A 21,780-nucleotide genomic window follows, 5' to 3' on the forward strand; every position below is an offset into this window, starting at 1 on the left:
GCCGGTCCTCCTCGGTCACCGCGACGCCCCGATGACGCAACAGCAGAAGAAGCGCACTCGCCAGCCCCTCGGCCCGACCCTCTTCACGGCCCTCCTCGCGACCCTCTTCACGACCCTCTTCACGGCCCTCCTCACGGCCCTCCTGCCGGAGCTTCTGCGCGGTCTGCGACTGGAAGAAGGAGAGGTCGACGGCCATGAGATGCCTCCAGAGATCCGCGGCCCGGGACGTGCCGAGGCCTTGTTCCGTGAGTTCGATGAAGGTGCCGGCGGTGGTCTCGTCGTCGGCCGACAGGCTTTTCAGCGCCTTTGCCAACGCGTTCAGTATGGCATCGGCTTCCGGCTCGCAACGGTGAAGAGCGGCCGAGAGGATCGTGAGCGAAATGTCCCGGGCGGCTTCGTCGGGGCTGTCGATCACCGGCACGTCATTGGGCCCCAGGACCAGCGGCCGCAGGGTGAGGGAGGGCCACTGACGGGGGCCGATGTCGAACTGCTGGGCGGCCCATGCGGCCGTCTTCCGGTCCGGGCACACGACGAGCAGCACCGGTGGGATGCCGTACTTGGCGTACACGTGGGAGAGGTAGTAGGCCCAGCTGGCCGGCTTGTCCGCGCTGGGCGCGCTCTGGGACTCGACCGCCAGCACGAAACTGCCGTCCTCGGTCTCCATGCGCAGCAAGGTGTCCACCCGACGCTCCAACGGCCGCGTCTCCGTGAGGTCGGTGGAGAGTTCGGACGCGGACAAGGGTGGGGGGAAGGCGACGCCGAGATTCCTGGCGGCGCGTGCGAAGAGGCCCGGTTCCTGCTGGAAGATCCGGTGCAGTGCCTCATGGGATGAGCTGACCATGGCGCAAAAATATGGGCGCCGACGGGTCCGCTTCGCGCAGATGCGCCATCTGTCCCGCGAACGAGTGGTCCGCACAGCAGGGAGCTGACGCCACAACGCAGAAGGGCCCGCACGACCGAAGTCGTGCGGGCCCTCCCAGGTGCTCGCGGTGGAGCTACCCGGTCAGATCAGCAAGCTCACTTGTTGATCTTGGTGACCTGGCCGGCGCCCACGGTCCGGCCACCCTCACGGATGGCGAACTTCAGGCCCTCCTCCATGGCGACGGGCTGGATGAGCTCCACCTTCATCTCGGTGTTGTCACCCGGCATGACCATCTCGGTGCCCTCGGGGAGGGTCACGACGCCGGTCACGTCCGTCGTGCGGAAGTAGAACTGCGGGCGGTAGTTGTTGAAGAACGGGGTGTGGCGGCCACCCTCGTCCTTCGACAGGATGTAGGCCTGGGCCTCGAACTCGGTGTGCGGGGTGACCGAGCCCGGCTTGATGATGACCTGGCCGCGCTCGACGTCCTCGCGCTTGATGCCGCGGAGCAGCAGACCGACGTTCTCACCGGCCTGGCCCTCGTCGAGCAGCTTGCGGAACATCTCGATGCCGGTGACCGTGGTGGTGGTCTTCTCCGGCTTGATGCCGATGATGTCGACGGTCTCGTTGACCTTGAGGACACCACGCTCGATGCGGCCGGTGACGACCGTACCGCGACCGGTGATGGTGAAGACGTCCTCGATCGGCATCAGGAACGGCTTGTCGACGTCACGCTCGGGCTCGGGGATGGACTCGTCCACGGCCTTCATGAGCTCGAGGACCGAGTTGCCCCACTCCTTGTCGCCCTCGAGGGCCTTCAGAGCCGAGACCTTGACGACCGGAACCTCGTCGCCCGGGAACTCGTACTCGGAGAGGAGCTCGCGCACCTCGAGCTCGACGAGCTCCAGGATCTCCTCGTCGTCCACCATGTCGGCCTTGTTCAGCGCGACCACGATGTACGGAACGCCGACCTGGCGGGCCAGGAGCACGTGCTCCTTGGTCTGCGGCATCGGGCCGTCGGTCGCGGCGACCACGAGGATCGCGCCGTCCATCTGGGCGGCACCGGTGATCATGTTCTTGATGTAGTCCGCGTGACCGGGGCAGTCGACGTGGGCGTAGTGACGCGACTCGGTCTGGTACTCGACGTGCGAGATCGAGATGGTGATACCACGCTGGCGCTCTTCCGGCGCCTTGTCGATCATGTCGAAGGCCGAGGCCTCGTTCAGGTCGGGGTACGCGTCGTGCAGCACCTTGGTAATGGCGGCCGTGAGGGTCGTCTTACCGTGGTCGATGTGACCGATGGTGCCGATGTTGACGTGCGGCTTAGTCCGCTCGAACTTCGCCTTCGCCACTGGGGTCCTCCTGTGGAGTGGTTCTGTACGCCTTACTTCATCGGCGCCAGGTGATCTGTGCTGGGAAACCCGGGCCCGGGACGCCCCGCCACGATGGCGGCGGGACGTCCACCTGCAAGCTCCGGGGTCAAGCCTAAAGCGTGCGGACGGTGTCCGTTAAACGGAGCCCGTCACTCGCCCTTGGCCTTCGCGATGATCTCCTCGGCGACGTTCCGCGGAACCTCGGCGTAGGAGTCGAACTGCATCGAGTAGCTTGCGCGACCCGACGTCTTGCTGCGGAGGTCTCCGACGTAGCCGAACATCTCCGACAGGGGCACGAGGCCCTTCACGACGCGGGCACCGGCCCGCTCCTCCATGGCCTGGATCTGACCACGGCGGGAGTTGATGTCGCCGATGACCTCGCCCATGTAGTCCTCGGGCGTGGTGACCTCGACGGCCATCATCGGCTCGAGGAGCACGGGGCTGGCCTTGCGCGCGGCCTCCTTGAAGGCCTGCGAACCGGCGATCTTGAACGCGAGCTCGGAGGAGTCGACCTCGTGGTACGCACCGTCGAGCAGCGTCACGCGGACACCGGTCATCTCGTAGCCGGCGAGGATGCCGAACTGCATGGCCTCCTGCGCACCGGCGTCCACCGAAGGGATGTACTCCTTCGGCACGCGGCCACCGGTCACCTTGTTGACGAACTCGTAGCTGGCGTCGCCGCCCTCGATCGGCTCGATCGCGATGATGACGCGAGCGAACTGGCCGGTACCACCCGTCTGCTTCTTGTGGGTGAACTCGACCTTCTCGACCGACTTGCGGATCGTCTCGCGGTACGCGACCTGCGGCTTGCCGACGTTGGCCTCGACCTTGAACTCACGGCGCATGCGGTCGACCAGCACCTCGAGGTGCAGCTCGCCCATACCGCCGATGATGGTCTGGCCGGTCTCCTCGTCCGAGTGAACCTGGAAGGAGGGGTCCTCCTCGGCCAGGCGCTGGATCGCGACGCCGAGCTTCTCCTGGTCGCCCTTCGACTTGGGCTCGATGGCGACCTGGATGACCGGGGCCGGGAAGTCCATGGACTCCAGGATCACCGGGTTCTTGTCGTCGGACAGCGTCTCACCGGTGGTGGTCTGCTTCAGGCCCATGACGGCGACGATGTCGCCGGCGCCCACCGACTCGATCTCCTCACGCTTGTTGGCGTGCATGCGGTAGATCTTGCCGATGCGCTCCTTCTTGCCCTTCACGGAGTTCAGCACCTGGGTGCCGGACTCCAGACGGCCGGAGTACACGCGGACGAAGGTGAGCTTGCCGAGGTGCGGGTCGCTCATGATCTTGAACGCGAGGGCGGCGAGGGGCTCCTCGTCCGACGGCTTGCGCTCGATGACCTTCTCCGCGTCCTTGACGTCGTGGCCCTCGATGGCCTCGACGTCGAGCGGGGAGGGCAGGTAGCGCACGACCGCGTCGAGCAGGGGCTGCACGCCCTTGTTCTTGAACGCGGTGCCGCAGAACACGGGGGTGACGGTGGTGCCGCCGCCCTTGCCGGACGCGATGGTGATCCGACGGATGGCCGCGTAGAGCTGCTCCGCGGTGGGCTCGGTGCCCTCCAGGTACAGCTCCATCAGCTCTTCGTCGTTCTCCGCGACGGCCTCGAGCAGCTTGCCGCGCCACTCCTCGGCGGCCTCGGTGTGCGTGGCCGGGATGTCGACGGTGTCGTACATCTCGCCCTTGGTCGCCTCGGCGGACCAGACGAAGGCCTTCATCGTCACGAGGTCGACGACGCCCTTGAAGTCGGACTCGGCGCCGATCGGCAGCTGCATGACCAGCGGCTGCGCACCCAGGCGGTCGGAGATCATGTCGACGCAGCGGTGGAACTCGGCACCGGTGCGGTCGAGCTTGTTCACGAAGCAGATACGCGGAACGCCGTAGCGGTCCGCCTGACGCCACACCGTCTCGGACTGCGGCTCGACACCGGCCACGCCGTCGAACACCGTGACGGCACCGTCGAGGACGCGCAGCGAGCGCTCCACCTCGACGGTGAAGTCGACGTGGCCCGGGGTGTCGATGATGTTGATGGTGTGGTCGATGTTCTCAAGCGGCCAGTGACAGGTGGTCGCAGCAGAGGTGATCGTGATGCCACGCTCCTGCTCCTGCTCCATCCAGTCCATGGTCGCGGAGCCCTCGTGCGTCTCACCGATCTTGTAGGAGACGCCCGTGTAGAACAGGATCCGCTCGGTGGTGGTCGTCTTGCCCGCGTCGATGTGGGCCATGATCCCGATGTTGCGGACCTTGGCCAGGTCAAGCGAAGTGGTAGCCATAAGGCTTCAGTCTTCTCTCGGTTTCGAAGGGGTTTCGACTACCAGCGGTAGTGGGCGAAGGCCTTGTTGGACTCGGCCATCTTGTGCGTGTCCTCGCGCTTCTTCACAGCGGCACCCAGGCCGTTGGAGGCGTCGAGGAGCTCGTTCAGCAGACGCTCGGTCATGGTCTTCTCGCGACGGGCGCGGGAGTAACCGACCAGCCAGCGCAGCGCCAGGGTGTTGGCACGGCCGGGCTTGACCTCGACCGGCACCTGGTAGGTGGCGCCACCGACACGGCGGGACTTGACCTCGAGGGTCGGCTTGATGTTCTCGAGAGCGCGCTTCAGCGTGATGACCGGGTCGTTGCCGGTCTTCTCGCGCAGGCCCTCCATGGCGCCGTAGACAATGCGCTCGGCGGTGGAGCGCTTGCCGTTCAGCAGCACCTTGTTGATCAGGGAGGTCACCAGAGGAGAACCGTAGACCGGGTCGATGATGACCGGGCGCTTCGGGGCGGGGCCCTTACGAGGCATTCTTACTTCTCCTTCTTGGCGCCGTAACGGCTGCGAGCCTGCTTGCGGTTCTTGACACCCTGGGTGTCGAGCGAACCGCGGATGATCTTGTAACGAACACCCGGCAGGTCCTTCACACGGCCGCCGCGCACGAGCACGATGGAGTGCTCCTGCAGGTTGTGTCCCTCACCCGGAATGTAGGCCGTGACCTCGATGCCGCTGGTCAGACGCACACGCGCGACCTTACGCAGGGCCGAGTTCGGCTTCTTCGGGGTAGTCGTGAACACACGCGTGCAGACGCCACGACGCTGAGGCGAACCCTCGAGTGCGGGCGTCTTGTTCTTCTCGACCTTGTCCTGCCGGCCCTTGCGGACCAGCTGCTGGATCGTAGGCACTACTTCTCCGGTTTCTGTGTGCCGATGGGTACAGCTAACCTGGAACGTCACCGACCCACGCGGTCGGGTGTGTCGAATCACGCGGACTCCCGCCGCAAGGCAGAAAGAATGCGCAGATTGCGGTGGCCGTTCAACAGCCCTCAGTGCGGTGGAAAGGCACGCACGAAGGCCAGGGCACACCCCAGGCACAAGGTCTGAGCGTACCTATCGCATTCGCTGCGGTCAAAACAAATGGGTCACACCCGGGCCGTCAAGCCCGGCGCCCGGTCCGTCAGCCGCCCGAGGCGGCCGCCACCATGAACGACACCATGAACAGCAGCACCCAGCCGGCCGTCGACAGCCAGCCGAGCACCAGTCCGGCGATCGCGAACCCGTCGCCCTCCTCACCGGTGCGCCGGATCTCCGAGCGCGCCGAATGGCCCAGGATGATCGCCGGAATGCCGGTGAGCCCGGCCGTGAACAGGCACAGCCCGCCGCAGACCGCCGCCGCCACCGCCTTGCCGTTGGTGCGCGTCCGGGGCGGCAACGGGAGAAAGGCCGGAGGAACCCCCACGGGGACCGGTGCGTGCGGAACCGGCCCCTGGGGCAGGTCGGCCACCAGCAGGGCCAGCTCGCCCACCGTACGGGCCGCGTAGGCCCGCGCGACGCGGCGGTCGAACTCGCTCTTCTCCAGCCGTCCCTCGCCGTAGCCGGAGCGGAGCACGTCGATGGCGCGCTCCCGGTCGGCGTGCGAGGCCAGCATCGACGGGGAACCGGCCTGGCCGGCCCATGGCTGCGGAACTCCGGGCCCCTGCTGCCAGGGCTGCCACTGCGGATACGGCGAATGCGACACCGAGCACCATCTCCCCCGTTGACACCGGGTCCCTCCATGATGCGCTGGAGCGGACGTTTCCGGCACTGTTACGGACGGAAACCATGCTCCGGACGGTTCCCGGCACCGCTCGGCAGCCGCGGACGTGAGCGGAAACACACCGGCGCACCACGCCTCCCGCCCGCTCCGGCACACGCCGGGGCGCCCCGGACAACGCCGAGGGGCGGCCACCCCGTACGGAGTGACCGCCCCTCGGACCGAACTGCCCGCTTACTGGTTGTACGGACCGTAGTCGTAGTCCTCCAGCGGAACGGCCTGGCCGGAGCCGGTGCCGAACGGCGAGTAGTCGATGTCGTCGTAGCCGACAGCCGAGTACATCGCGGCCTTGGCCTCCTCGGTCGGCTCGACCCGGATGTTGCGGTAGCGGGACAGACCCGTACCGGCCGGGATGAGCTTACCGATGATGACGTTCTCCTTGAGGCCGATGAGGCTGTCGGACTTGGCGTTGATCGCCGCGTCCGTCAGGACTCGGGTCGTCTCCTGGAAGGAGGCGGCCGACAGCCAGGACTCCGTCGCCAGCGAGGCCTTGGTGATACCCATCAGCTGCGGCCGGCCGGAGGCCGGGTGACCGCCCTCCTGGACCACACGACGGTTCTCGGTCTCGAACTTCGAGCGCTCGACCAGCTCGCCGGGCAGCAGCTCCGCGTCGCCCGACTCGATGATCGTCACCCGGCGCAGCATCTGCCGGATGATGATCTCGATGTGCTTGTCGTGGATCGACACACCCTGCGAGTTGTAGACCTTCTGGACCTCGCCGACCAGGTGGACCTGGACGGCACGCTGGCCCAGGATGCGCAGCACGTCGTGCGGGTTGGTGGCACCCACCGTGAGCTTCTGGCCCACGTCGACGTGGTCGCCCTCGCCGACCAGCAGACGGGCACGCTTCGAGATCGGGTAGGCCGTCTCGTCGCTGCCGTCGTCCGGCGTGACGACGATCTTCTTGGTCTTCTCGGTCTCCTCGATCCGGATGCGCCCGGAGGCCTCCGAGATCGGGGCGACACCCTTCGGGGTACGGGCCTCGAAGAGCTCGACGACACGCGGCAGACCCTGGGTGATGTCGTCACCGGCCACACCACCGGTGTGGAAGGTACGCATCGTCAGCTGGGTGCCGGGCTCACCGATGGACTGGGCGGCGATGATGCCGACCGCCTCACCGATGTCGACCAGCTTGCCGGTGGCCAGCGAGCGGCCGTAGCACATGGCGCAGGTGCCGACGGCGGACTCGCAGGTCAGGACCGAGCGGGTCTTGACCTCCGCGACACCGCGGCCCACGAGCTCCTCGATGAGCACGTCGCCCAGGTCCGTGCCGGCCGGGGCCAGCACCTGGCCGTCGACCACGATGTCCTCGGCGAGGCAGCGCGCGTACACGGAGGTCTCGACGTTCTCCGTCTTGCGCAGCGAACCGTCCTCGAGGCGGTCGGCGATCCGCAGCTTCAGACCGCGGTCGGTGCCGCAGTCCTCCTCGCGGATGATGACGTCCTGGGAGACGTCGACCAGACGACGGGTGAGGTAACCCGAGTCGGCGGTCCGCAGGGCGGTGTCCGCCAGACCCTTGCGGGCACCGTGCGTGGAGATGAAGTACTCCAGCACGGACAGGCCCTCACGGAACGACGCCTTGATCGGACGCGGGATCGTCTCGTTCTTCGCGTTCGACACCAGACCACGCATACCGGCGATCTGACGCATCTGCATCATGTTGCCTCGTGCACCCGAGTTCACCATCATGAAGATCGGGTTGGTCTTCGGGAAGTTGTCGTTCATCGCCTCGGCGACCTCGTTGGTCGCCTTGGTCCAGATCGCGATGAGCTCCTGCGTGCGCTCGTCCTTGGTGATCAGACCGCGCTCGTACTGCTTCTGGACCTTCTCGTCCTGCGCCTCGTAGCCGCGGACGATCTCCTTCTTCGCCTCGGGAACGACGACGTCGGAGATCGCGACGGTGACGCCGGAACGGGTGGCCCAGTAGAAGCCGGCCGCCTTCAGGTTGTCGAGCGTCGCCGCCACGATGACCTTCGGGTACCGCTCGGCGAGGTCGTTGACGATCTCGGAGAGCTGCTTCTTGCCGACCTCGTAGTCGACGAACGGGTAGTCCTCGGGCAGCAGCTCGTTGAACAGCGCCCGGCCCAGCGTGGTGTTCAGCCGGAACGGGTCGCCCTGCTGCCACTCGGCACCGCCGACGGGCTCGCCGTCCTCGCCCACCGGCGGGGTCCAGCCGCGCGGCGGGATGGTGCCGACCGGGAAGCGGACGTCGATCTTCGACTGGAGCGACAGCTCGCCCGCGTCGAAGGCCATGATCGCCTCGGCGACCGAGGAGAAGGAACGGTCCTCGCCCTTGAGGTCGCGCATCTCGCCGTCGGTGGTGAGGAAGAACAGACCGAGGACCATGTCCTGGGTCGGCATCGTCACCGGACGGCCGTCGGCCGGCTTGAGGATGTTGTTCGAGGACAGCATCAGGATGCGGGCCTCGGCCTGCGCCTCCGCGGACAGCGGCAGGTGCACGGCCATCTGGTCACCGTCGAAGTCCGCGTTGAACGCGGTGCAGACGAGCGGGTGGATCTGAATGGCCTTGCCCTCGACCAGCTGCGGCTCGAAGGCCTGGATGCCGAGGCGGTGCAGCGTGGGCGCACGGTTCAGCAGAACCGGGTGCTCCGCGATGACCTCTTCCAGCACGTCGTACACGACCGTGCGGCCGCGCTCGACCATGCGCTTGGCCGACTTGATGTTCTGCGCGTGGTTCAGGTCGACCAGGCGCTTCATCACGAACGGCTTGAACAGCTCCAGCGCCATCGCCTTCGGCAGACCGCACTGGTGCAGCTTCAGCTGCGGACCGACGACGATCACGGAACGCGCGGAGTAGTCCACGCGCTTGCCGAGCAGGTTCTGACGGAAGCGGCCCTGCTTGCCCTTGAGCATGTCGGACAGCGACTTCAGCGGACGGTTGCCGGGGCCCGTCACCGGGCGGCCACGGCGGCCGTTGTCGAAGAGCGCGTCCACGGCCTCCTGGAGCATGCGCTTCTCGTTGTTCACGATGATCTCGGGCGCGCCGAGGTCGAGAAGCCGCTTGAGGCGGTTGTTGCGGTTGATGACACGGCGGTACAGGTCGTTCAGGTCGGAGGTCGCGAAGCGGCCACCGTCCAGCTGCACCATCGGACGCAGGTCCGGCGGGATGACCGGCACGCAGTCCAGCACCATGCCCTTGGGGCTGTTGGAGGTCTGCAGGAACGCGGAGACGACCTTCAGGCGCTTGAGCGCACGGGTCTTCTTCTGGCCCTTGCCGGTGCGGATGATCTCGCGGAGCCGCTCGGCCTCCTCGTCGAGGTCGAAGGACTCCAGGCGCTTCTGCAGCGCCGCGGCACCCATCGAGCCGTCGAAGTACGTGCCGAAGCGGTCACGCAGCTCGCGGTAGAGCAGCTCGTCGCCCTCGAGGTCCTGGACCTTGAGGTTCTTGAACCGGTTCCACACCTCGTCGAGGCGGTCGATCTCGCGCTGCGCACGGTCGCGCAGCTGCTTCATCTCACGCTCGGCACCCTCGCGCACCTTGCGGCGCACGTCGGCCTTGGCGCCCTCGGCCTCCAGCTCGGCCAGGTCGGTCTCGAGCTTCTTGGCGCGGGCCTCGAGGTCGGCGTCGCGGCGGTTCTCGATCTGCTGGCGCTCGACGGAGACGTGGGCCTCCAGCGAGGGCAGGTCGCGGGTGCGGCGCTCCTCGTCCACGTACGTGATCATGTACGCGGCGAAGTAGATGACCTTCTCGAGGTCCTTGGGAGCCAGGTCGAGCAGGTAGCCCAGCCGGCTCGGGACACCCTTGAAGTACCAGATGTGCGTGACGGGCGCGGCGAGCTCGATGTGGCCCATCCGCTCACGGCGCACCTTGGCGCGCGTGACCTCGACGCCACAGCGCTCACAGATGATGCCCTTGAAGCGGACGCGCTTGTACTTGCCGCAGTAGCACTCCCAGTCCCGGGTCGGACCGAAGATCTTCTCGCAGAAGAGTCCGTCCTTTTCCGGCTTGAGGGTGCGGTAGTTGATGGTCTCGGGCTTCTTGACCTCGCCGTGGCTCCACTGACGGATGTCGTCAGCGGTGGCCAGGCCGATCCGGAGCTCGTCGAAGAAGTTGACGTCGAGCACTATGCGTCAATCCCTCTCAGGGTCGTAAGTCGTGGGGTCTGAAACGGGGGTCCTGGGGCCGGCCGGAGGTTCAGGGATCCTCATCGCTGAACCTCCGTGCCGCGGCTCCCGTCAGACCTCTTCGACGCTGCTCGGCTCGCGCCGCGACAGGTCGATGCCGAGCTCCTCCGCTGCGCGGAAGACGTCCTCGTCGGTGTCACGCATCTCGATGGACATACCGTCGCTGGACAGCACCTCCACGTTCAGGCACAGGGACTGCATCTCCTTGATGAGCACCTTGAAGGACTCGGGGATGCCGGGCTCGGGGATGTTCTCGCCCTTGACGATGGCCTCGTAGACCTTCACGCGGCCGGTGACGTCGTCGGACTTGATGGTCAGCAGCTCCTGGAGCGCGTAGGCGGCGCCGTACGCCTCGAGTGCCCACACCTCCATCTCGCCGAACCGCTGGCCACCGAACTGAGCCTTACCGCCCAGCGGCTGCTGGGTGATCATCGAGTAGGGACCGGTCGAGCGGGCGTGCAGCTTGTCGTCGACCAGGTGGTGCAGCTTGAGGATGTACATGAAGCCGACGGAGATCGGCTCCGGGAACGGCTCGCCGGAGCGGCCGTCGTACAGCCTCGCCTTGCCGGACGGGAGCACCATGCGCTCGCCGTCGCGGTTGGGGATGGTGTGCTGCAGCAGACCCGCGAGCTCGTCCTCGCGGGCACCGTCGAAGACGGGGGTGGCGACGTTGGTGCCGGGCGCGACGTGGTCGGCGCCGATGGCCTGGAGCCGCTCCGCCCACTCCTCGGCGAGGCCGGAGACGTCCCAGCCGCGGCTGGCGAGCCAGCCGAGGTGGATCTCCAGGACCTGTCCCGGGTTCATCCGGGACGGGACGCCGAGCGGGTTGAGGATGATGTCGACCGGGGTGCCGTCCTCCAGGAACGGCATGTCCTCGATCGGCAGGATCTTGGAGATGACGCCCTTGTTGCCGTGGCGGCCGGCGAGCTTGTCACCGTCGGTGATCTTGCGCTTCTGCGCGACGTAGACGCGCACCAGCTGGTTCACACCGGGGGGAAGCTCGTCGCCCTCCTCGCGGTCGAACACGCGGACGCCGATGACCTTGCCGGTCTCGCCGTGCGGCACCTTCAGCGAGGTGTCACGGACCTCACGGGCCTTCTCGCCGAAGATCGCGCGCAGCAGGCGCTCCTCGGGGGTCAGCTCGGTCTCACCCTTGGGCGTGACCTTGCCGACGAGGATGTCACCGGCGATGACCTCGGCACCGATGCGGATGATGCCGCGCTCGTCGAGGTCGGCGAGGACCTCCTCGGAGACGTTCGGGATGTCCCGGGTGATCTCCTCGGGGCCCAGCTTGGTGTCCCGGGCGTCGACCTCGTGCTCCTCGATGTGGATCGAGGAGAGGACGTCGTCCTGCACGAGGCGCTGCGACAGGATGATCGCGTCCTCGTAGTTGTGGCCCTCCCACGGCATGAACGCCACGAGCAGGTTCTTGCCGAGCGCCATCTCGCCGTTCTCGGTGGCCGGACCGTCGGCCAGGACCTGGCCCTCGATGATCCGGTCGCCCTCGCTGACGATGACCTTCTGGTTGACCGAGGTGCCCTGGTTGGAGCGGGCGAACTTGTGCAGGCGGTACGTGATGTACGTGCCGTCGTCGTTGGCGGTGGTGATGTAGTCCGCGGAGACCTCCTGGACCACACCCGCCTTCTCGGCCTTGACCACGTCGCCGGCGTCGACGGCGGAGCGGTACTCCATGCCGGTGCCGACGAGCGGGGACTCGCTCTTGATGAGCGGCACGGCCTGGCGCATCATGTTCGCGCCCATGAGGGCACGGTTGGCGTCGTCGTGCTCGAGGAACGGGATCATGGCGGTCGCGACCGACACCATCTGGCGCGGCGAGACGTCCATGTAGTCGACGTCCTCGGGGCTGACGTAGTCGACCTCGCCGCCCTTGCGGCGGACCAGGACGCGGGCCTCGGCGAAGCGCAGGTCGTCGGTGAGCGGCGCGTTGGCCTGGGCGAGGACGAAGCGGTCCTCCTCGTCGGCGGTCAGGTAGTCCACCTGGTCGGTGACCTGGCCCTCGAAGACCTTGCGGTACGGGGTCTCGACGAAGCCGAACGCGTTGACCCGGCCGTAGGTGGCGAGCGAGCCGATCAGACCGATGTTCGGGCCTTCGGGCGTCTCGATCGGGCACATGCGGCCGTAGTGCGAGGGGTGCACGTCACGGACCTCGAAGCCGGCCCGCTCACGGGAGAGACCACCCGGGCCGAGCGCGGACAGACGGCGCTTGTGCGTCAGCCCGGACAGCGGGTTGTTCTGGTCCATGAACTGGGACAGCTGGCTGGTGCCGAAGAATTCCTTGATGGAGGCGACGACCGGCCGGATGTTGATCAGGGTCTGCGGCGTGATCGCCTCGACGTCCTGCGTGGTCATGCGCTCGCGGACGACGCGCTCCATGCGCGCCAGGCCCGTGCGGACCTGGTTCTGGATGAGCTCGCCGACGCTGCGCAGGCGGCGGTTGCCGAAGTGGTCGATGTCGTCGGTCTCGACGACGACCGGCTGGCCGTTGTCGCCGACGGTCTCGATCTCACCGGCGTGCAGCTTCACCAGGTACTTGATCGTCGCGATGATGTCGTCGACGGTCAGGACACCGGCGTCGAGCTGCGTGTCCGTGCCCAGCTTCTTGTTGACCTTGTAGCGGCCGACCTTGGCCAGGTCGTAGCGCTTGGGGTTGAAGTAGAGGTTCTCGAGCAGCGTCTGCGCGGCCTCACGCGTGGGGGGCTCGCCCGGACGCAGCTTGCGGTAGATGTCGAGCAGCGCGTCGTCCTGGCCCTGGGTGTGGTCCTTCTCCAGGGTGGCGCGCATGGACTCGTACTCGCCGAACTCCTCGAGGATCTGCTCGGTGGTCCAGCCGAGCGCCTTGAGCAGGACGGTGACGGACTGCTTGCGCTTGCGGTCGACGCGGACGCCGACCATGTCGCGCTTGTCGATCTCCATCTCCAGCCAGGCACCCCGGGACGGGATGATCTTGGCGGAGAAGATGTCCTTGTCGGACGTCTTGTCGATGCTGGAGTCGAAGTACACGCCGGGCGAACGGACCAGCTGCGACACCACGACACGCTCGGTGCCGTTGATGACGAACGTGCCCTTGTTCGTCATGAGCGGGAAGTCGCCCATGAAGACGGTCTGGGACTTGATCTCGCCGGTCTCGTTGTTGGTGAACTCGGCCGTGACGAAGAGCGGGGCGGCGTACGTGAAGTCGCGCTCCTTGCACTCGTCGATGGAGTTCTTCGGCGGCTCGAAGCGGTGGTCGCGGAAGGTCAGCGACATCGACCCGGAGAAGTCCTCGATCGGGGAGATCTCCTCGAAGATCTCCTCCAGACCGGACTTGGTGGGGACGTCCTGACCGTTGTCCAGAGCCTGCTCGACGCGAGCCTTCCAGGCATCGTTGCCGAGCAGCCAGTCGAAGCTCTCGGTCTGGAGCGCGAGAAGGTTCGGAACCTCGAGGGGCTCCTTGATCTTTGCAAAGGAGATGCGCAGCGGGGCGGTGCTGGCGCCGTTGTTCGTATTCGCGGTCGAGGCAGTGCGCGAGGCGGCCAAGAGGGGGTCCTTCCGAGGGCTCGGACTCACTACGCGCGTACCGGCCCCCCACTGTGCACGGAGGCGGAGCCCCCTGAGACGGCCCCAAAAGGCCGGGTCAGAGACGGTCCGTTCATCTGTGCTCGAGCGAGGGCATGCCCCTGGTGACGGGCAGGGGACAGCTAACAGGCAGCGCAAAGGGTCAGTGTAGCCACTTGGCACACTGATGTCCAGTGCGGGTTTTCGAGACCCTCGGAGGCCCTCGTTGTTCTCAACTCCTGCGACAAGGCGCTGCCCTCAACGCACCGTGATACTGCCCTCTTCGCCACCGATCCATGCCTCGGATTCGGATCCTTGTGACGACGCGTCCTGAGAATTGCGCGCCGCGTGCCGTTCGTCAAGGCCCCCCTTGCCCGAACCGCCTTCCACCAGGCGACCCGTCGCGGCCCGTTGAGGCACATCAATGATCACCATACCCCCCGCCGTCCCGGGCGCAAGGCAGTCGCCGCCGGGCCCCTCGGACACCGAAGAGCGACCACCCGGATGGATGATCGCTCTTCCGTGCTTACGCGTTACACATCCCGCGGGACGTGCTGCGGATCCGGCCGGATCCGCGAGGTCCTACTTGACCTCGACCGAGGCGCCGGCGCCCTTGAGGGACTCGACGGCCTTGTCGGCCTGCTCCTTGTTGACCTTCTCGAGGACCGGCTTCGGGGTGCCGTCGACGAGGTCCTTGGCCTCCTTCAGACCCAGGGAGGTCAGCTCGCGCACGACCTTGATGACCTGGATCTTCTTGTCGCCGGCGCCGGTGAGGATGACGTCGAACTCGTCCTTCTCCTCGGCGGCCTCGGCCGGGGCACCCGGGGCGCCCGGGGCGGCGACGGCGGCGACCGCGGCGGCGGCGGTGACGTCGAACTTCTCCTCGAAGGCCTTCACGAACTCGGAGAGCTCGATGAGGGTCATCTCCTCGAACTGGGCAAGCAGCTCGTCCTGGGTGAGCTTCGCCATGATGGCGGTCCTTCCACTAAATCGGCAGGTGCCGGATGTACTGGGTGAGGCGGGCGTACGTCGGGCCCGCAACGACCCTCACCCCATGCGGTGAGGATCGGTCAGCGAGCCGAATTACTCGGCACCGCCCTGCTCGTCCTGCTTGGCACGAAGCGCGTCCACGGTGCGGACCAGCTTCGACGGGAGCGCCTGGAACACCTGGGCAGCCTGGGTCTGCTTGCCCTTGAAGGCACCCGCCAGCTTGGCGAGCAGAACCTCGCGGGACTCGAGGTCCGCGAGCTTCTTGATCTCGTCGGCGGACATCGCCTTGCCGTCAAGGACACCGCCCTTGATGACGAGATTCGGGTTGTCCTTGGCGAAGTCACGAAGACCCTTCGCCGACTCCACCGGGTCACCGGTGACGAAGGCGACTGCCGTCGGACCGTTGAACAGGTCGTCCAGCGTCGAGATCCCGGCCTCGTTGGCCGCAATCTTGGTCAGCGTGTTCTTCACCACGGCGTACTGGGCGTTCTCACCGAGCGAACGGCGCAGCTGCTTGAGCTGAGCCACGGTGAGACCGCGGTACTCGGTCAGCACGGCAGCGCTGGAGTTGCGGAACTGGTCCGTCAACTCGGCCACTGCGGCAGCCTTGTCGGGCCTCGCCATAGAGCCTCGGCCTCCTTCCGGGTGATTCGGACCGCGCGGACCCGAAGGAGGACTGGGGAAAACGAAACGCCCCGGCGCAGGCGCACGGGGCGAGACTCGACCGGTTCCGGCACGGCCTTGTGGCAGCGTCGACGTCCGGGAGTTCTTCCACAGTCACCTGCGCGGGTCGTCCGCAGTTCAGCGGATCCTTCGGCCACCGCGCCCTCTTACGAGCGCACGGCAACGACCAGCGGTCTTTGGCTTCCTCTGGAGAGTACGGGAACGGATCGCCGGGAGGCAAATCCGCTCCCGCGCTCCGGCAGGCGACGAGCGACGGGCGGCGGAACCCGGCGGATCAGCTCTCCCCGAGGTCCGCCATCAGCTCCGCGAGGTCGGCGGTCTCGGCGGCCGGCGGGGCCTCGACGGTGACCGGCTTGTTCACGTCGTGGAAGGTGATCGTCATGTCCAGCAGGCCCTTGTCGGCGTCGCCGCGCATCCGGAACCGCTTGGTGTGGTCGTCGCCGTCCACCCACATGTCCATCGTGAGCTTGTCGACGCCCATGCGTTCGTACCGCTCGATGTTCTTCTCGCGGCGCTCGGCCCCCAGGATTCGGGTCCCCCGACTACGACTCCCCCCGGGGGAACACATGGCTGACGCACTGAGAGATGCGGAGACCATCCCACCGGTATGACAGAGACGTTCGAATTTTCCGCGAGGGCCGGGCGCCCGCGGGGTGCGCTCGTCAGGAGAGGCCGCCGGGTCCGCCCTGCTCGCCCACCAGTTCCTTGAAGTCCTTGGTGTCCCCGGCGGGCGGCGCCTCAGTCGTCACGTCCACCCCGTAGCCGGAGTAGTAGGCGGTCTGGGTCAGCTCGCCCGACGACGTGACCGCCTTCTCCGCCTTCTTCACCAGCAGGCCCCGGTCGTCGACCCAGACGTCGACGGTCTGGGTGGTGACCCCGGCCCGGGTGAGCCGGTCCTTGAGGTCGGCCAGCTCGGCGGCGTCGAGCCCGGAGTCCCGGGGCGCAAGGGCGGCCACGTCCACCGTGCCCCGGTAGTGCGTGGCCCGGTCGCCGCGGACCTGCTCCGCACCGACCCGCCTGGCGTCCCCGCAGGCCAGCAGCAGCTTCACGGAGTGGTGCGGCGCGGTGTTGCGCATCTGGTCGCCCAGCTGGGCCCCGGCCCCGTCGGCGAGCTGTTCCAGGTCCCGGTAGGCGTACCGGAGCCAGTGCCTGCCGTCCGCCCGTGCGGCGAAGGCGTCGCCCATGCGGGCGTAGTAGGCATCGGGGAGGTAGCGGGCCTCCATCGAGGTGCTGCCGAGCCGGCGCATGGCGTCGGCGACGCTGCCGCCGGTGTAGGTCAGGGTGAGGGTGCCGGTGAGTCCGTCGCTCCAGGACAGGACTCCGGTGGCCTTCATCGACATGAGCGAGCCCATGGTCGTCGTCGACTCGACCCGGGCGGAGTCGGCCGCGCCGGTGGCGCGTTCCGCGGACTTCAGTGCCGCGACGGACGCGGGGTCCGCCCCGCCGTCCTGGCGCCCGGCTCCGCCGTCCGTGCCGGCGGGCCGGGAGGGGGACGCACCGGCCCCCTGGGACGGGCTCGTCGCGCCGGAACCGGCCGTCGTGCAGGCGGACAGGGCGGTGAGCCCGGTGAGGGCGGCCGCCACGGCCAGGGCGAGGCCCGTACGGCGCACTGAGGTGATTGTCGTCGGTCCCGGTCCCACCCCTGCGCCCCCGCTTCTGTTGTGCTGACCCCGTGTCGGCACCGTAGCGCAGACGGCCGACCGGCGGGCCGGAACGGGGACGGGCCCCGCACCTGAGCAGGTGCGGGGCCCGTGAACCGGTTGAGGTGAGCCGTGGGCTCAGACCGCGGCCGGGTCCTCCTCGACGAGGAGGTTGCGGGTGCGGTTCGGGTCGACCGGGATGCCGGGGCCCATCGTGGTGGCGATGGCGGCCTTCTTGATGTACCGGCCCTTGGCGGCGGACGGCTTCAGACGGAGGATCTCCTCCAGCGCGGCGCCGTAGTTCTCCACCAGCTTGGAGTCGTCGAAGGACGTCTTGCCGATGATGAAGTGCAGGTTCGAGTGCTTGTCGACGCGGAACTCGATCTTGCCGCCCTTGATGTCGTTGACAGCCTTGGCGACGTCCGGGGTCACGGTGCCGGTCTTGGGGTTCGGCATGAGACCACGGGGACCGAGCACGCGGCCGAGGCGGCCGACCTTGCCCATGAGGTCCGGGGTGGCGACGACGGCGTCGAAGTCCAGGCGGCCCTTCGACACCTCGTCGATCAGCTCGTCGGCGCCGACGATGTCGGCGCCCGCGGCACGCGCGGCCTCGGCACGGTCGCCGGTCGCGAAGACCAGGACCCGGGCGGTCTTACCGGTGCCGTGCGGGAGGTTCACGGTGCCACGGACCATCTGGTCGGCCTTGCGCGGGTCGACACCCAGGCGGAAGGCGACCTCGACGGTGCCGTCGAACTTGGTCGTGGAGGTCTCCTTGGCGAGACGGACGGCCTCGAGCGGGGCGTACAGCTTCTCCCGGTCGATCTTGGCGTCCGCAGCGCGGAGAGACTTGCTGCGCTTGCTCACTACTTGCTCCTGTGGGTTCTTAGGAGTCGTGGTGCGGGCCGAGCAGGCCCTGCCACTTCTGCTGGGCTTACGGGGGTGGAGGTCAGCCCTCGACCGTGACGCCCATGGAACGGGCGGTGCCGGCGATGATCTTCTCGGCGGCGTCCAGGTCGTTGGCGTTCAGGTCGGGCATCTTGGTGGTGGCGATCTCGCGAACCTGGTCACGCGTGATCTTCGCGACCTTGGTCTTGTGCGGCTCGCCGGAGCCCTTGTCCACGCCCGCGGCCTTGAGGATCATCTTGGCGGCCGGCGGCGTCTTCGTGATGAAGGTGAAGGAGCGGTCCTCGTAGACCGTGATCTCCACCGGGATGACCCAGCCACGCTGCGACTCGGTCGCGGCGTTGTAGGCCTTGCAGAACTCCATGATGTTGACGCCGTGCTGACCCAGCGCGGGGCCGACCGGCGGGGCCGGGTTCGCGGCACCGGCCTGGATCTGGAGCTTGATGAGCCCCGTGACCTTCTTCTTCTTGGGAGGCATGGCTCTCCGGGTCCTTTCATTCGGGTCCTGCCCGCGGCCGGGAAACCACCCGGACGCAGGCATACCGCACAACGATAGCGGGTATGTATGCGCGGCCAAAAACCGAGCAGGTCAGACAAACGCGCGAGCGCTCGCCTGACCTGCGCGGAAGCTGTGTATCAGCCGATCCGGGAAGTTCTAGTTCTTCTGGATCTGGTCGAAGGAGAGCTCGACCGGCGTCTCCCGGCCGAAGATCTCCACCAGACCCTTGACCTTCTTGGAGTCGGGGTTGATCTCGTTGATGGTCGCCTGCAGCGTGGCGAACGGCCCGTCGGTGACGGTGACCGAGTCGCCGACCTCGAAGTCCAGCACCTGGACCTCGACCTTGCGCTGCGGGGCCGGCTTGCCCTCGGCCTCGGCGGCCTCGCGGGCGGCCTTCTCCTCGGCCTCCGGGGCCAGCATCTTGACGATCTCGTCCAGCGTCAGCGGGTACGGGTCGTAGGCGTTGCCCACGAAGCCGGTGACACCGGGGGTGTTGCGGACGACGCCCCAGGACTCGTTGGTCAGGTCCATGCGGACGAGGACGTAGCCCGGGAGCTTGTTCTGCTTGATGGTCTTGCGGTCGCCGTTCTTGATCTGGACGACCTCTTCCTGCGGCACCTCGGCCTGGAAGATGTAGTCCTCGACGTTCAGCGAGACGGCGCGCTGCTCCAGGTTGGTCTTCACCCGGTTCTCGTAGCCCGCGTAGGTGTGGATGACGTACCACTCGCCGGGCAGCGTCCGCAGTTCCTCGCGGAGCTCCTCGACCGGGTCGCGCTCGTCCTCGGCCTCCTCGGCCGCTTCCTCGTCCTCGGCTCCGCCGTCCTCGCCCGGGGCGGCGTCGGCAGCCTCGGCCTCGGCGGAGGCCTCGGTGTCCTCGCTGTCCGCGCCGTCGACGGTGGCGAGCTCGTCCTCGACGGACTCGGCCGGCTCGATGGCGTCGTTCACGTTCGGGTCAGACACGGTGGCTGCTTCTTCCTGGATACATAGGGGTGGAACATGCGAAAGGAGCGCCGGGTACCTCGGCGCTCTTCGCTTGCGGCTCAGCCGAAGACGTATTTGGCGGCGTGACTGAATCCATAGTCGATCCCGGTGATCAGTCCGATCATGAGGACGACAAAGATGATCACGGCGGTCGTGTACGTCGTGAGCTGGTTGCGGGTCGGCCAGACCACCTTGCGGAGTTCCGCGATGATCTGCCGGTAGAAGAGCGCGAGGCGCCCCAGCGGACCCTTCTTGGCCCGCTTGCCGCCCTTGCGGGTCTTCTTCTTGGAGTCCGGAGCCTCGTCTTCGGCATCAGGCATGTCGATGGAGCCCACGGCGTCCGTCACTCGTCCTCACCTGATTCCGGGTCGTGGCCGTGCCGCGCCCGGTCTGAGCCGCACGGCGGTGCATTGCTGTACGTACATGCGCACACATCCTGGCGAAGGAGTGTGTAGCAGGGCCGGAGGGACTTGAACCCCCAACCGCTGGTTTTGGAGACCAGTGCTCTACCAATTGAGCTACGACCCTTTGTGTGTTCCCCAACGTACCGCATCCCACCGGTTGCTTGGTGTGCACCGGTCGTCGCGGGCCGTCGGAGGCCAACGAGGTGAGAGTGTACGTGGTCCTGGCCCGGGCGTCGAACAGAAAGCGCCCGTGGGGGCGTCGCCGGCCGGAGATCGTCCTGTCCGCACGGGCCGCCGGCGGGCCGATCCGGACAGGTGTTCCGGGGTTTGCCCCGTCCTGTTCAGTCTGTGAAACCCCTGTGCCGCCCGTGATTCCGGTCTGGAACGATGGGTGCATGAGCGCTGCTACCCCTCCGACCGAGCGCCGGGTCTCCGCCCGCATCGGCGCGATCTCCGAGTCCGCCACCCTCGCGGTGGACGCCAAGGCCAAGGCCCTCAAGGCCGCCGGGCGTCCGGTGATCGGCTTCGGTGCAGGTGAACCCGACTTCCCGACTCCGGACTACATCGTCGAGGCCGCGATCGAGGCCTGCAAGAACCCGAAGTTCCACCGCTACACCCCGGCCGGCGGCCTTCCCGAGCTGAAGGCCGCGATCGCCGCGAAGACCCTGCGCGACTCGGGCTACGAGGTGGACGCCTCCCGGATCCTGGTCACCAACGGCGGCAAGCAGGCCATCTACGAGGCGTTCGCCGCCATCCTCGACCCGGGCGACGAGGTCATCGTCCCCGCCCCGTACTGGACCACGTACCCGGAGTCGATCCGGCTGGCGGGCGGTGTCCCGGTCGAGGTGGTCGCCGACGAGACCACCGGCTACCGGGTGAGCGTGGAGCAGCTGGAGGCGGCGCGCACCGAGAAGACGAAGGTCGTCCTCTTCGTGTCCCCGTCGAACCCGACCGGCGCCGTCTACAGCGCCGAGGACGCCGAGGCGATCGGCCGCTGGGCCGTCGAGCACGGGCTGTGGGTGCTCACCGACGAGATCTACGAGCACCTCGTCTACGGCGACGCGACCTTCACCTCGCTGCCGGCGATCCTGCCCGAGCTGCGCGACAAGTGCATCGTGGTCAACGGTGTGGCGAAGACGTACGCGATGACCGGCTGGCGGGTGGGGTGGCTCATCGGCCCGAAGGACGTCGTCAAGGCCGCCACCAACCTCCAGTCGCACGCCACGTCGAACGTGTCCAACGTCGCCCAGGCGGCCGCTCTGGCCGCGGTCTCCGGCGACCTCGACGCCGTGGCCGCCATGCGCGAGGCGTTCGACCGGCGCCGCCGCACCATCGTGCGGATGCTGAACGAGATCGACGGCGTGGTCTGCCCCGAGCCCGAGGGCGCCTTCTACGCCTACCCGTCGGTGAAGGCGCTGATCGGCAAGGAGATCCGAGGCCGGCGCCCGCAGAACTCCGTGGAGCTGGCCGCGCTCATCCTGGAGGAGGCCGAGGTCGCGGTGGTGCCGGGCGAGGCGTTCGGCACGCCCGGTTACCTGCGGCTGTCGTACGCCCTGGGCGACGAGGACCTGGTGGAGGGCGTGAGCCGGATCCAGAAGCTGCTGGCGGAGGCCCGGGACTGACCCGGACCGATCCGTGCACCGTGAGCGGGCCGTCTCCCCATGGGGAGGCGGCCCGCTC

Annotated in this window: 16 protein-coding genes, 1 tRNA gene and 1 pseudogene; 1 reads left to right on the top strand and 17 read right to left on the bottom strand. The window is 67.5% G+C overall.

Features of this window, described 5'->3' with window-relative positions:
• The 17 genes and pseudogenes from ACIRPP_RS05015 to ACIRPP_RS05095 form a co-directional block, all read right to left on the bottom strand.
• A partial coding sequence (locus ACIRPP_RS05015; RefSeq protein WP_403638049.1) for a hypothetical protein occupies nt 1–841 on the bottom strand: 841 nt, incomplete at its 3' end.
• A gap of 176 nt (nt 842–1,017) precedes the next feature.
• On the bottom strand, nt 1,018–2,211 hold the full coding sequence (gene tuf, locus ACIRPP_RS05020; protein ID WP_164350660.1) for an elongation factor Tu: 1,194 nt from the start codon (nt 2,209–2,211) through the stop codon (nt 1,018–1,020).
• 170 nt (nt 2,212–2,381) lie between these two features.
• A complete protein-coding gene (gene fusA / locus ACIRPP_RS05025; protein WP_362090582.1) occupies nt 2,382–4,508 on the bottom strand; it encodes an elongation factor G in 2,127 nt (708 codons plus the stop codon).
• A gap of 38 nt (nt 4,509–4,546) precedes the next feature.
• Nucleotides 4,547–5,017, bottom strand: a complete 471-nt coding sequence (gene rpsG, locus ACIRPP_RS05030) for a 30S ribosomal protein S7 (protein WP_003998848.1) — start codon at nt 5,015–5,017, stop codon at nt 4,547–4,549.
• Nucleotides 5,018–5,019: 2 nt separating this feature from the next.
• Nucleotides 5,020–5,391: a 30S ribosomal protein S12 gene (gene rpsL / locus ACIRPP_RS05035; RefSeq protein ID WP_003948652.1), complete on the bottom strand. Its 372-nt coding sequence runs from the start codon at nt 5,389–5,391 to the stop codon at nt 5,020–5,022.
• Nucleotides 5,392–5,662: 271 nt separating this feature from the next.
• Nucleotides 5,663–6,223, bottom strand: coding sequence for a DUF1707 and DUF4190 domain-containing protein (locus ACIRPP_RS05040; RefSeq protein WP_403638052.1), 561 nt, complete (start codon nt 6,221–6,223; stop codon nt 5,663–5,665).
• Between the two features lie 249 nt (nt 6,224–6,472).
• Nucleotides 6,473–10,384 (bottom strand): DNA-directed RNA polymerase subunit beta', encoded by a 3,912-nt coding sequence (locus tag ACIRPP_RS05045; protein ID WP_403638054.1) that lies wholly within the window; start codon nt 10,382–10,384, stop codon nt 6,473–6,475.
• 111 nt (nt 10,385–10,495) lie between these two features.
• Entirely contained in the window at nt 10,496–13,981 is a 3,486-nt protein-coding gene (rpoB, locus tag ACIRPP_RS05050) for a DNA-directed RNA polymerase subunit beta (RefSeq protein WP_403638056.1), read from the bottom strand.
• Nucleotides 13,982–14,581: 600 nt separating this feature from the next.
• A complete protein-coding gene (gene rplL / locus ACIRPP_RS05055) occupies nt 14,582–14,968 on the bottom strand; it encodes a 50S ribosomal protein L7/L12 (RefSeq protein WP_403638058.1) in 387 nt (128 codons plus the stop codon).
• Nucleotides 14,969–15,082: 114 nt separating this feature from the next.
• A complete protein-coding gene (gene rplJ, locus ACIRPP_RS05060; RefSeq protein ID WP_164334174.1) occupies nt 15,083–15,613 on the bottom strand; it encodes a 50S ribosomal protein L10 in 531 nt (176 codons plus the stop codon).
• A 334-nt stretch (nt 15,614–15,947) separates the two neighbouring features.
• Nucleotides 15,948–16,190, bottom strand: a pseudogene (locus ACIRPP_RS05065) (DUF1396 domain-containing protein); the annotation flags it as partial.
• Nucleotides 16,191–16,335: 145 nt separating this feature from the next.
• The gene (locus tag ACIRPP_RS05070) at nt 16,336–17,283 is read right to left on the bottom strand and encodes a hypothetical protein (RefSeq protein ID WP_403638060.1); all 948 of its coding nucleotides are present in this window, start codon (nt 17,281–17,283) and stop codon (nt 16,336–16,338) included.
• A gap of 168 nt (nt 17,284–17,451) precedes the next feature.
• Nucleotides 17,452–18,177 carry a 50S ribosomal protein L1 gene (gene rplA, locus ACIRPP_RS05075; RefSeq protein ID WP_192229764.1) on the bottom strand — a complete coding sequence of 242 codons (726 nt, stop codon included), beginning with the start codon at nt 18,175–18,177 and terminating at the stop codon, nt 17,452–17,454.
• 82 nt (nt 18,178–18,259) lie between these two features.
• On the bottom strand, nt 18,260–18,694 hold the full coding sequence (rplK, locus tag ACIRPP_RS05080) for a 50S ribosomal protein L11 (RefSeq protein WP_403638062.1): 435 nt from the start codon (nt 18,692–18,694) through the stop codon (nt 18,260–18,262).
• Between the two features lie 177 nt (nt 18,695–18,871).
• On the bottom strand, nt 18,872–19,675 hold the full coding sequence (gene nusG, locus ACIRPP_RS05085) for a transcription termination/antitermination protein NusG (protein ID WP_403638064.1): 804 nt from the start codon (nt 19,673–19,675) through the stop codon (nt 18,872–18,874).
• 80 nt (nt 19,676–19,755) lie between these two features.
• Nucleotides 19,756–20,043, bottom strand: a complete 288-nt coding sequence (gene secE, locus ACIRPP_RS05090; protein WP_164334180.1) for a preprotein translocase subunit SecE — start codon at nt 20,041–20,043, stop codon at nt 19,756–19,758.
• A gap of 108 nt (nt 20,044–20,151) precedes the next feature.
• Nucleotides 20,152–20,224: transfer RNA gene (locus ACIRPP_RS05095), tRNA-Trp, on the bottom strand.
• Nucleotides 20,225–20,495: 271 nt separating this feature from the next.
• Here ACIRPP_RS05095 and ACIRPP_RS05100 point away from each other — a divergent pair.
• Complete coding sequence (locus ACIRPP_RS05100) at nt 20,496–21,722, top strand: pyridoxal phosphate-dependent aminotransferase (RefSeq protein ID WP_403638066.1); 1,227 nt, start codon at nt 20,496–20,498, stop codon at nt 21,720–21,722.
• The last annotated feature ends 58 nt before the right edge of the window (nt 21,723–21,780 follow it).

The organism is Streptomyces sp. NPDC101219, assembly GCF_044767675.1.
In the GTDB taxonomy this organism is placed as follows: Bacteria; Actinomycetota; Actinomycetes; order Streptomycetales; family Streptomycetaceae; genus Streptomyces.